Annotated in this window: 10 protein-coding genes; 8 read left to right on the forward strand and 2 right to left on the reverse strand. The window is 65.7% G+C overall.

All coding sequences use genetic code 11. The features are described from left to right. Positions 1–18: 18 nt before the first annotated feature. From CFB43_RS09040 to CFB43_RS09070, 6 genes are all read left to right on the forward strand, one after another. Positions 19–3156, forward strand: coding sequence for a multidrug efflux RND transporter permease subunit (locus CFB43_RS09040; RefSeq protein WP_089494812.1), 3138 nt, complete (start codon positions 19–21; stop codon positions 3154–3156). After that, complete coding sequence (locus CFB43_RS09045; protein ID WP_089495287.1) at positions 3156–4613, forward strand: efflux transporter outer membrane subunit; 1458 nt, start codon at positions 3156–3158, stop codon at positions 4611–4613. The genes CFB43_RS09040 and CFB43_RS09045 overlap by 1 nt, the downstream gene beginning before the upstream one ends. 838 nt (positions 4614–5451) lie before the next feature. Further along, positions 5452–5964, forward strand: a complete 513-nt coding sequence (locus tag CFB43_RS09055; RefSeq protein WP_089425375.1) for a fimbrial protein — start codon at positions 5452–5454, stop codon at positions 5962–5964. 118 nt (positions 5965–6082) lie between these two features. Next, on the forward strand, positions 6083–8536 hold the full coding sequence (locus CFB43_RS09060) for a fimbria/pilus outer membrane usher protein (protein ID WP_089494813.1): 2454 nt from the start codon (positions 6083–6085) through the stop codon (positions 8534–8536). Positions 8537–8552: 16 nt separating this feature from the next. Next, on the forward strand, positions 8553–9299 hold the full coding sequence (locus CFB43_RS09065; protein WP_089495288.1) for a fimbrial biogenesis chaperone: 747 nt from the start codon (positions 8553–8555) through the stop codon (positions 9297–9299). Beyond that, the gene (locus CFB43_RS09070) at positions 9296–10321 is read left to right on the forward strand and encodes a fimbrial protein (RefSeq protein ID WP_089494814.1); all 1026 of its coding nucleotides are present in this window, start codon (positions 9296–9298) and stop codon (positions 10319–10321) included. The genes CFB43_RS09065 and CFB43_RS09070 overlap by 4 nt, the downstream gene beginning before the upstream one ends. Positions 10322–10430: 109 nt before the next feature. Here CFB43_RS09070 and CFB43_RS38375 read toward each other — a convergent pair whose 3' ends face one another. Continuing rightward, the gene (locus CFB43_RS38375) at positions 10431–10568 is read right to left on the reverse strand and encodes an HHHH-motif protein (RefSeq protein ID WP_163008971.1); all 138 of its coding nucleotides are present in this window, start codon (positions 10566–10568) and stop codon (positions 10431–10433) included. 47 nt (positions 10569–10615) lie between these two features. Further along, positions 10616–10855, reverse strand: a complete 240-nt coding sequence (locus CFB43_RS09075; protein ID WP_089494815.1) for a hypothetical protein — start codon at positions 10853–10855, stop codon at positions 10616–10618. Between the two features lie 319 nt (positions 10856–11174). On the opposite strand from CFB43_RS09075, the gene CFB43_RS09080 reads away from it, so the two are divergent. Further along, on the forward strand, positions 11175–11831 hold the full coding sequence (locus tag CFB43_RS09080; RefSeq protein WP_089494816.1) for an RNA polymerase factor sigma-70: 657 nt from the start codon (positions 11175–11177) through the stop codon (positions 11829–11831). An 86-nt stretch (positions 11832–11917) separates the two neighbouring features. Continuing rightward, on the forward strand, positions 11918–12160 hold the full coding sequence (locus tag CFB43_RS09085; RefSeq protein WP_011351933.1) for an MbtH family protein: 243 nt from the start codon (positions 11918–11920) through the stop codon (positions 12158–12160). Positions 12161–12203: the final 43 nt, after the last annotated feature.

Here is a 12203-nt window from a genome sequence, read left to right on the forward strand (position 1 = left end):
GGTCAACACCACACCACCATGGCACGTTTCTTCATCGATCGCCCCGTCTTCGCGTGGGTGATCGCAATTTTCATCATGCTGGGCGGCGCATTCGCGATCCGCGCGCTACCCGTCGCGCAGTACCCGGACATCGCGCCGCCCGTCGTCAGCCTTTATGCGACGTATCCGGGCGCGTCCCCGCAGGTCGTCGAGGAATCGGTGACCGCGCTGATCGAGCGCGAAATGAACGGCGCGCCGGGGCTGATGTACACGTCGGCCACCAGCAGCGCCGGGATGGCGTCGCTGTACCTGACGTTCAAGCAGGGCGTGAACGCCGATCTCGCGGCCGTCGAAGTGCAGAACCGGCTGAAGACGGTCGAGGCGCGGCTGCCGGAACCGGTGCGACGCGACGGCATCCAGGTCGAGAAAGCCGCCGACAACATCCAGCTCGTGGTGTCGCTGACGTCCGACGACGGGCGGATGACCGCCGTGCAGCTCGGCGAATATGCGTCGGCGAACGTCGTGCAGGCGCTGCGTCGCGTCGAGGGCGTCGGCAAGGTGCAGGTCTGGGGCACCGAGTACGCGATGCGGATCTGGCCAGACCCGGTGAAGATGGCCGGTCACGGCCTCACCGCGTCGGATATCGCATCGGCCGTGCGTGCGCACAACGCGCGCGTGACGATCGGCGACATCGGCCGCTCTGCGGTGCCGGAAAGCGCGCCGATCGCGGCGACCGTGCTCGCCGACGCGCCGCTGAAGACGCCGGCCGATTTCGGCGCGATCGCGCTGCGCACGCAGGCCGACGGCGCCGCGCTTTACCTGCGCGACGTCGCACGCATCGAGTTCGGCGGCAACGACTACAACTATCCGTCGTACGTGAACGGCAAGGTCGCGACCGGGATGGGCATCAAGCTCGCGCCGGGCTCGAACGCGGTCTCCACCGAGAAGCGCGTGCGCGCGACGATGGACGAGCTGTCCGCGTATTTCCCGCCGGGCGTGAAGTACCAGATCCCGTTCGAGACGTCGTCGTTCGTGCGCGTATCGATGAACAAGGTCGTCACGACGCTGATCGAGGCCGGCGTGCTGGTGTTCCTCGTGATGTTCCTGTTCATGCAGAACCTGCGTGCGACGCTGATCCCGACGCTCGTCGTGCCGGTCGCGCTCGCGGGCACGTTCGGCGTGATGTATGCGGCCGGTTTCTCGATCAACGTGCTGACGATGTTCGGGATGGTGCTCGCGATCGGCATCCTCGTCGACGATGCGATCGTCGTGGTCGAGAACGTCGAGCGGCTGATGGTCGAGGAGGGGCTCGGGCCTTACGACGCGACCGTCAAGGCGATGAAGCAGATCAGCGGCGCGATCATCGGGATCACCGTGGTGCTGACGTCGGTGTTCCTGCCGATGGCGTTCTTCGGCGGCGCGGTGGGCAACATCTACCGGCAGTTCGCGCTGTCGCTCGCGGTGTCGATCGGCTTCTCGGCCTTCCTTGCGCTGTCGCTGACGCCCGCGCTGTGCGCGACGCTGCTCAAGCCCGTGTCGGGCGACCATCACGAGAAGCGCGGCTTCTTCGGCTGGTTCAACCGCTTCGTCGCGAACGCGACGCAGCGCTATGCGACGCGCGTCGGCACGATGCTGAAGAAGCCGGTGCGCTGGCTCGTCGTATACGGTGCGCTGACCGGCGCTGCGGCACTGATGCTCACGCAACTGCCGACCGCGTTCCTGCCGGACGAGGACCAGGGCAACTTCATGGTGATGGTGATCCGGCCGCAAGGCACGCCGCTCGCGGAAACGATGCAGAGCGTGCGGGAAGTCGAGTCGGCCATCCGCCGCGATGAGCCGATCGCGTTCACGTACGCGCTCGGCGGCTTCAACCTGTACGGCGAAGGGCCGAACGGCGGGATGATCTATGTCACGCTGAAGAACTGGAAGGAGCGCAAGGCCGACGAAGCGCACGTGCAGGCGATCATCGCGCGCATCAACGAGCGCTTCGCGAGCACGCCGAACACGACGGTGTTCGCGATGAACTCGCCGGCGCTGCCCGATCTCGGCTCGTCGAGCGGCTTCGACTTCCGGCTGCAGAACCGCGGCGGGCTCGACTACGCGACGTTCAGCGCCGCGCGCGAGCAGTTGCTCGAGACGGGCCGCAAGGATCCGGCGTTGACCGACCTGATGTTCGCCGGCACGCAGGACGCGCCGCAACTGAAGCTCGACATCGATCGCGCGAAGGCGTCCGCGCTCGGCGTGTCGATGGACGAGATCAACACGACGCTCGCGGTGATGTTCGGCTCCGACTATATCGGCGACTTCATGCACGGCACGCAGGTGCGGCGCGTGATCGTGCAGGCCGACGGGCTGCACCGGCTCGATCCGGACGACGTGAAGAAGCTGCGCGTGCGCAACACGCGCGGCGAGATGGTGCCGCTCGCGGCGTTCGCGACGCTGCACTGGACGCTCGGGCCGCCGCAGCTCACGCGCTACAACGGCTTTCCGTCGTTCACGATCAACGGCTCGGCCGCGGCAGGCCACAGCAGCGGCGAGGCGATGACTGCGATCGAGCGGCTCGCCGGGAAGCTGCCGGCCGGCACCGGCTTCTCGTGGTCGGGGCAGTCGTTCGAGGAGCGGCTGTCGGGGGCGCAGGCGCCGATGCTGTTCGCGCTGTCGGTGCTCGTCGTGTTCCTCGCGCTCGCGGCGCTCTACGAGAGCTGGTCGATTCCGTTCGCGGTGATGCTGGTCGTGCCGCTCGGCGTGATCGGCGCGGTGCTCGGCGTCACGCTGCGGATGATGCCGAACGACATCTACTTCAAGGTGGGGCTGATCGCGACGATCGGGTTGTCCGCGAAGAACGCCATTCTGATCGTCGAAGTCGCGAAGGACCTGGTCGCGCAGCGCATGTCGCTCGTCGACGCGGCGCTCGAGGCCGCACGCCTGCGGCTGCGGCCGATCGTGATGACGTCGCTCGCGTTCGGTGTCGGCGTGCTGCCGCTCGCGTTCGCGTCGGGCGCCGCGTCCGGCGCGCAGATGGCGATCGGCACCGGCGTGCTGGGCGGCGTGATCACGGCGACCGTGCTCGCGGTGTTCCTCGTCCCGCTGTTTTTCGTGATCGTCGGCCGCCTGTTCGACGTCGGCGCGCGCCGACGCGGCGGGGCACAGCCGGCGACGATGGAGGGTTCTCAATGATGTTTGCGCTGAATGCACGCGCCGCGCTGCGGGCCCAGGTTGCGCTGGCCGCCGCGCTCGCGCTGGCCGGCTGCACGCTCGCGCCGCGTTACGAGCGGCCGGCGGCGCCGGTGCCGGCGACCTATGCGCCGGTCGACGGCAGTGCCGCACCGGCGGCCGAGGTGTCGCCCGCCGACGCCGCGCTGCTCGACGACTGGCGCAGCTACTTTACCGATGCCGCGCTGCAGGCGTGGATCGACGCGGCGCTCGCGAACAACCGCGACCTGCGGGTCGCGGCCGGCCGCCTCGAGGAAGCGCGCGCGCTGTACGGCGTGCAGCGCGCGGACCGGATGCCGTCGGTCGATGCGAATCTGGGCTATGACCGTACCCGCCAGTACGACCCGGTCGTGCGCGAAAGCGCGATCAGCGGGCTGTATCGCGCGGGCGTCGGCATCAGCGCATATGAGCTCGACCTGTTCGGCCGCGTGCGCAGCCTGTCGGACGCGGCGCTCGCCGATTATTTCGCGACGGCCAACGCGCAACGCACGGTACGCATCGGCGTGATCTCCGACGTGGCGGGCGCGTACGTATCGGAGCGCGCGCTGCACGAGCAACTTGCGCTGGCGCAGCGCACGCTGGATGCGCGCCAACGCATGGCCGCGCTCACGCAGCGCCGTTATGCGGCCGGCACGAGCGACGCGATCGAGCTGCGTTCGGCCGAGATGCTGGTGGCATCCGCGCGCGCGTCGCAGGCCGCACTGCAGCGCGAGCATGCGCAATCCGTGCGCGCGCTGCAGTTGCTCGCGGGCGACTTCGCGCGCAACGTGCCGGATGACACGACCGCGCTCGACGCACTGTCGATCGCGCCCGTGGCGCCCGGCGCACCGAGTGCACTGCTCGAACGGCGGCCGGACATCCGGCAGGCGGAGGCACGGCTCAAGGCCGCCAACGCGCAGATCGGCGCCGCGCGCGCGGCGTTCTTCCCGCGCATCACGCTGACGAGCGACTACGGCTCGGTCAGCGATGCGTTCTCGAGCCTGTTCGCCGGCGGCACGAGCGTGTGGACGTTCGCGCCGCGCGTCACGCTGCCGATCTTCGCGGGCGGCCGCAATCAGGCGAACCTCGACGTCGCGAATGCGCGCAAGCACATCGCGGTGGCCGATTACGAGAAGACGGTGCAGACCGCATTCCGAGAAGTGGCCGACGCATTCGCCGCGCGCGACTGGATCGATCGCCAGCTTGCCGCGCAACAGGACGTGTATGCGGCCGACGGCGCGCGATTGAAGCTCGCCGAGCGCCGTTACGCGGGCGGTGTCGCGACGTATCTCGAACTGCTCGACGCTCAGCGCAGCACGTACGAGTCGGGGCAGGAGCTGATCCGGCTCAAGCAACTCAGGCTCGCGAATGCGATCACGCTGTACCGCGCGCTCGGCGGCGGCTGGTCGCCGGCGTCGGTGGAGGCCGCGGCATCCGCGTGATGCCTGTCGCCTGACGCGACAACGCGTCGGGCGGCATGAGGGCGGCGGTGCGCTTCGACGTGCCGCCGCCGCTTTCTTCGATCCATACCGCTGTTCCGGCGATATCTTCCCCTTCACTGACAGGCTGGCCAGGACGTTTTTCATCCTGCCGGAACGCGCACGTGCGCGTTCCGGAACAGCCCTCGCCATGCGACCGCTCGTGTCGCCATTCCGCGCAAACGTGTGCGGTCCATTTTTCCTTCCTGCGCTGCCGCGATCCGGACCGGATGACGGGTTCCGGCGACCGCGCATGCATGTGATTTACGATCCGGAATTGACGATCTGATTAATCAATATATTGGAAATAATGAGAGCGGCAAAGTGTCGCAGTAAAACGTTTGTATTCATGTCGCAATCGTTTGCGCGAAAGAATGGAATTGATTGAATCGCCGTTTAATTTCCTGTTTGTTGAAAATGATTTGATATTGGCGTTGTCGTTCTGCAACGATGGCGGCATTGGACAATGCTTTGTCCTTTTCGACGATGATTTCTCGGGAGCCAATCCCAGCATGGGTGAGCAGGGTGGCTGCGGCTGTCGATCAAAAAATTCCTTAATCTTCAATTGCTTCCGGAAAATAAAAAAGGACTGCGGATAAAAGTTGAAGGATTGTAAATCGACAGGAAAGAGTGTGGATTTAGAGGGGTAAATCGGACATTGTCAGATGCATTTGACAATGATTTACAGAAAACTTTCACGATTATCTCGATAATGCCGCCTCGTGTCGGACGGAGCCACCATGCGCTGCCGTTTGTGTCCGCCACGTCAACTACTCCATTTGCAGTCCTTACGGGAAACGTCATGAAAAAATCCATCCTGACCGCTGTCGCACTCGCGGCCCTGTCGACCTCGGCCTTCGCAGCGGGCACCGGCACGATCAACTTCACGGGCGAGATCGTCGCGGGCGCATGCGGCATCGATTCGGGTTCGGTCAACCAGACCGTGAACCTCGGCAAGGTGCCGACCAACGTGTTCAAGCAGGCTGGCGACAAGTCCACGCCGACCAACTTCGACATCAAGCTGACCGACTGCGACACGAGCGTCGCGCAGAACGCGTACTTCACGTTCACGGGCACGTCGAGCGCAGGCCAGCCGAAGCTGCTCGCGACGATCGGTTCGGCGACCAACGTCGGTATCCGCCTGCAGGCAGCGTCGGGTGAATACCTCGACAACGGCGCCGAGCAGAAGGCACCGACCGTGCTGCAGAACGGCACGAACATCGCGCGCTTCGCTGCCATGTACGAGGCGACCGCAGCCGGCGTGACGCCGGGTACCGCCGAAGGCGTCGCGAACTTCACGGTTCGCTACCAGTAAGCCGCCGTACCGGGGAAGGGTGCGCGCACCCTTCCTCGTTCGTTTTTCCTCCTTTTCTCCCTCCCTGGACTTCCGGTAGCGCCGCGTGCGAATCAGACATTCCTTCCTTTGCGTCTCCGTGCTGGTGGTCGGCAGCCAGAGCCATGCGACGGAATTCAATTCGTCGTTCCTGAACATCGACGGCTCGAACAACGTCGATCTGTCGCAGTTCTCGCAGGCGGACTTCACGCTGCCGGGCGAGTACATGCTCGACGTGCAGGTCAACGACCTGTTCTACGGGCTGCAGGCGATCGAATTCATCGCCGTCGATACATCAGGGGCGGGCAAACCGTGCCTGCCGCCGGAACTCGTCGCGCAGTTCGGGCTGAAGCCGTCGCTCCTGAAGGACCTGCCGCGCTTCCAGGGCGGACGTTGCGTCGACCTCGGCGCGATCGAGGGCGCGACCGTGCGCTACCTCAAAAGCGACGGGCGGCTCAAGATCACGATTCCGCAGGCCGCGCTCGAATTCACCGATTCGACCTACCTGCCGCCGTCGCGCTGGTCCGAAGGGATTCCGGGGGCGATGCTCGACTATCGCGTGATCGCGAACACGAACCGCAACTTCGGGACGGGCGGCCGCCAGACGAATTCGATCCAGGCCTACGGGACGGTGGGCGCGAACTGGGATGCATGGCGCTTTCGCGGCGACTACCAGGCGCAATCGAACGTGGGCAATACGGCCTACGCGGACCGCACGTTCCGCTTCAGCCGGCTTTATGCATTTCGTGCGTTGCCGTCGATCCAGTCGACGGTGACGTTCGGCGACGACTACCTGACTTCCGACATCTTCGACACGTTCGCGTTGACGGGCGCGTCGATCCGCAGCGACGATCGCATGCTGCCGCCGTCGCTGCGCGGCTATGCGCCGCTGATCTCGGGCGTCGCGCGCACCAACGCGACCGTGACCGTGTCGCAGGCAGGCCGCGTGTTGTACGTGACGCGCGTGTCGCCGGGTGCGTTCGCGCTGCAGAACATCAATACGAGCGTGCAGGGCACGCTCGACGTCGCGGTCGAGGAAGAGGACGGCAGCGTGCAGCGCTTCCAGGTGACGACGGCCGCCGTGCCGTTCCTCGCACGCGCCGGGCAGTTGCGCTACAAGGCCGCCGTCGGCAAGCCGCGCCAGTTCGGCGGCGCCGGCATCACGCCGTTCTTCGGCTTTGGCGAAATCGCCTACGGTCTGCCGTTCGACGTCACGGCGTACGGCGGCTTCATCGCCGCGTCGGGTTATACGTCGATCGCGCTCGGCCTGGGCCGCGATTTCGGCGCGTTCGGCGCGCTGTCGGCCGACGTCACGCATGCGCGGGCGAAGCTGTGGTGGAACGGCGCGACGCGCAACGGCAACTCGTACCGCATCAACTATTCGAAGCACTTCGACGGGCTCGATGCCGACGTGCGCTTCTTCGGTTATCGCTTCTCCGAGCGCGAATACACGAACTTCGCGCAGTTCTCGGGCGACCCGACCGCGTACGGCCTCGCCAACAGCAAGCAGCGCTACTCGGCGACGCTGTCGAAACGTTTCGGCGATACCTCGACCTATTTCTCGTACGACCAGACGACCTACTGGGAACGCGCGAACGAGCAGCGCGTCGGCCTCACGCTGACGCGGGCGTTCTCGATCGGCACGCTGCGCAACCTGAACGTGAGCGTGTCGGCGTTCCGCACGCAGAGCGCCGGTGCAAGCGGCAATCAGGTCTCGGTCACCGCGACGTTGCCGATCGGCGGCCGTCACACGGTCACGTCGAACCTGACGACGGGCAGCGGCAGCACGAGCGTGAACGCGGGCTACATCTACGACGATCCGAACGGCCGGACCTACCAGGTCAACGCGGGTGCGACCGACGGACGCGCGTCGGCGAACGCGAGCTACCGCCAGCGCTCGTCCGCGTATCAGCTGACCGCGCAGGCGTCGACGCTCGCCAATGCGTATGCGGCGGCATCGCTCGAAGTCGACGGTTCGTTCGTCGCGACGCAATACGGCGTGTCGGCGCACGCGAACGGCAATGCGGGCGACACGCGCCTGCTGGTGTCGACCGACGGCGTGCCCGACGTGCCGCTGTCCGGCACGCTCTCGCATACCGATTCGCGCGGCTATGCGGTGCTCGACGGCATCTCGCCGTACAACGTGTACGACGCGACCGTCAACGTCGAGAAGCTGCCGCTCGAAGTGCAGGTGACGAACCCGATCCAGCGCATGGTGCTGACCGACGGCGCGATCGGCTTCGTGAAGTTTGCCGCCGCGCGCGGCAGCAACCTGTACCTGACGCTGACCGACCCGGCCGGCAAGCCGCTGCCGTTCGGTGCATCGGTGCAGGACGTGGCGAACGGCAAGGAGCTCGGCATCGTCGGCGAGGGCGGTGCGGCGTTCCTGACCCAGGTTCAGCCGAAATCCACGCTGGCGGTGCGGGCGGGCGAACGCACGCTCTGCACGATCGACACGCTGCCGAACCAGCTCCAACTCGAAGGCACGCCGATTCCGGTGACGTGCCAGACGCCCGGTGAGTCGCATGCAGCGGCCGCACGGGTCGAACGATGAATTCACGGATCCCGCGATGAAACATTCCTTCTCCCTTTCCTTTTCGCGGCGCGCATGGTGCGTGCTCGCGACCGCCGGCGCGCTGTTCGCAGGCGCCGCGCAGGCGGCGATCGTTCCCGATCGCACGCGCGTGATCTTCAACGAAGGCGAACAGGCCGCGATCGTCACGATCACCAACAAGAGCACGACGTACCCGTATCTCGTGCAGTCGTGGCTCGAGGACGCGAAGGGCAACAAGATCACGTCGCCGCTGATGGTCGTGCCGCCGCTGCAGCGCGTCGAGGCGAACGAGCGCAACGTGCTGCGGATCGCGAAGCTGCCGGGCACCGAACTGCCGGCCGATCGCGAAACGGTGTTCTACCTGAACATCCGCGAAGTGCCGCCGAAGACGGATACGCCGAACACGCTGCAGATCGCGCTGCATACGCAGATGAAGCTGTTCTATCGCCCGAAGGCCGTGCAGCCGGCGCGCGACGAGGACTGGACGCTGCCGATGACGTTGCGGGTCGACTCGGCCGCGCACACGCTCGTGTTCGACAATCCGACGCCGTATCACATCACGATCGTCAACCTGGCTTCGGGGGCGCAGAAGACGCAGGTGCCGCTGGAGCCGGTGATGGTGAGTCCGATGAGCAGGACGGACGTGCCGTTCAAGGCCGCGACGCCGTCGACGCTGTTCGTCACGCATGTGGACGACTACGGCGGCCAGGTGGCGGTGGAGTATGCGTGTGAGGCAGGGGCTTGCAAGAGCGTGAAGAAATGAGCGCCGTTCGACGAAACCGCATCGCTTCGCCCATGCCGGCCTGGATCAGGTGGTGTGTGCTCGCGCTGTTCGTCGCGGTTGCGCAGCCGGCGTGGGCGCTGAAGTGTATTGCGGACAACGGCGGGCTGTCGCTGACCGAGACGATCGGCAACGTCGCGTCGTATCCGACCGACGCGCCGGATGGTTACGTGATCTGGGTATCGCCGCCGCGCACGACGACGGGCTATTGCTACAAGGATATCGGCGGGCTGCAGGATTTCCCCGAGCAGATCTACTTCTACGCGAACCCGGAGAAACAGAATCCGGCCGCGTGGGGGCTCGAAGTCGGCATTCGCTTCGAGGGCACGGACTATTACGGACGCAGCAGCCAGCCGGGGAACGGCATCGACACGCACCGCTCCGTGAAAATCTGCGAGATGAACGACCGGCAGGTCAATGCCGGGATGTGTCCGAAATGGCCCATCAGCATTACGTATCAGGTGGTCATTCGCAAGCGGGGAGCGTGGACGAGACCGCCTTCGGATATCTACGCGGTGTTTCAGTTCGACGGCGAGCGCGGGCTGAACAGCAAGGGAAGCTTCCGCTACAAGCTGAGCGGTCTGCAGAATCTCAAGCCGACACCCTGCATGGTCGACGTGAAGGTCACACCCGAGCCCGGCATCGTGAAGTTCGGTCAGGTTCAGGCGACGGGCAACGGTTTTTCGCCTGCGGTGCCGCGCAAGTCGTTCAGTCTCGCGCTGACGAAGCAATGCAACGTCCCGGTGCGCGTGGACGGCTACTTCGAGACGTCGCAGACGGTGCGTAACGGGCTGCTCGTACCGGACGCCAACAGCAATTTCGGCATCGGCATCGAGGACCGGAACGGCAAGGCGATCGCGTTCAACGAACAGTTCGTGCTCGCCCAGATGCCGGGAAGCGTGAACTACCAGAGCGTGACGCTCGATGCCGTGCTGAAGGCGTTCGGCCCACCCAAGATCGGGCCGTTCAACGGAACGGCGACGATACGATTGTTCATCTATTGACGCGGTATGCCGGGCGCCAGCCGGTCGGGCGCTACCCCGCGGAGAACAGCATCGGTAAGACGAAAAAAACGCCGGCAAGCCGGCGTTTTTCGCATCTGCTGCGCGATGCTCAGCGCACCCAGCGGCAAACCTTGTGATGGTGATGCTCGAAGTGACACACGCGGTGCGGATGGGCTTCGGCGATCGCCGGCACGAGTACGGCGGCGGCGAGCGCCGCGACGGTCAGGGTCTTGAGTAGCGTCTTCATGTTTGAGGTCCTGTCGTTGAATAGTGGGTCACGGGAGCGGCAGCTTGCTACCACTGCGGCCGCTGATCGTCGCGATGGTCGTCCCGGCGATCGTCGCGGCGGTCGTCATGCCCGCCGCGATGCTGAGCCTCCCAGTCGCGGCGCTCCCAGTAGCGATTTCCGTCCCAGTAACGATCGCCATGCCAGCCGATCGTGACTTCGGCCGGGCCAGGATAGGCCACGCAGCCGGTGAGCAACACGCTCGACAGCGCGCCAATCATGACGGCAGATAACACGATGGATTTCATGTGGTTCTCCCTTGGGGAAACGGCACGTCGATCGTACGGGCCCTCAAAATTTCACGTGGTAAGAAGTTGCTACCGCACATGACATGACCCCAGGCGTTTCGTCAGAACCCCGTGAACGCACGGGCAGCCGTATCCGCCGGACAGACGCATCGATCGCCGCCTGCCACGACCGGCGGCATGCGTCCTATCTGACCCGACAACGATTTCGCCGATTGTTCAGACAAATCCTGACAACCGAAAGGGTCATTTCGTAATCGTATTGAGAATGATTTGCGTTTACGTTAAATTTCGCTATCTCGGAATTTGACGGAGCAGATCGATGGCGATGGCGGAAGTGCTCGACCGACCGGCGGCGGCAGCGGCAAACCCGTTCCTCGGCAGTTATCCCGACCGGCCGCCGCGTGCGCGCCGCACCGCGGAGGCCCGTGCGCAGGGCGCGTTGCTGGACGTGCTGATCTCGCACCGGGCGATGCTCGTCAATGTCGCGCGCGGCTTCGTCGGCTGCGCGAGCCGCGCCGAGGACGTCGTGCACGACGTGTTCGTGAAGCTCGTCGAATTCCCGAACCAGGACGCGGTGCGCCAGCCGGTCGCCTACGTGACGCGGATGGTGCGCAATGCGTCGATCGATGCGTGCCGCCGGCAAAGCCTCGAGAACGTCTATCACACGGAAGAGGACGACGGCTTCGACGTGCCGTCGCCCGAGCCGACGCCGGAAGCCGCGCTGCTGACGCGCGACACGCTGCGGCGCGTGTGGGCGGCGCTCGACGACCTGCCGGCGCGCAGCCGCGCGGCGTTCGAGATGGTGCGTCTGCGCGAGGAGACGCTGCAGACCGCGGCGCGCGCGCTGAACGTGTCGCAGACGCTCGTGCATTTCATGGTGCGCGACGCGGAGCGCCACTGCGCGGAATGCCTCGACGCGTGCCATCGCGGCGTCGCGTGCCCGGTGTTCCTGGGCGGCCGCGCACGGCGCCGGTAAAAATCCGCGCCGGCCAAACGTCTATCAGACAGGAGCGGCCGAAACCGCCGCTTCGCCACCTTCAACCGCCTCAGCGATTTCCGATCATGACGCAAGCCACGACGCCTTCCGCCGACACCGACGACCTCGTCTACACGGTCGTCATCAACGACGAAGAACAGTATTCGATCTGGCCGACGTTCCGGCCCGTGCCGGCCGGCTGGCGCGAGATCGGCGTGAGCGGCCCGAAAGCCGACTGTCTCGCGCATATCGAGACCGTCTGGACCGACATGCGCCCCGCGAGCCTGCGCCGCGCGATGGACGGCGAGCGCGCCTCGCGCGCGTCGTGACCCGCTGCGCCGAGATCCGGCGCGCCACCTGAAGAGGACGTTG

It is taken from the genome of Burkholderia sp. AU15512, assembly GCF_002223325.1.
Taxonomy (GTDB): domain Bacteria; phylum Pseudomonadota; class Gammaproteobacteria; order Burkholderiales; family Burkholderiaceae; genus Burkholderia.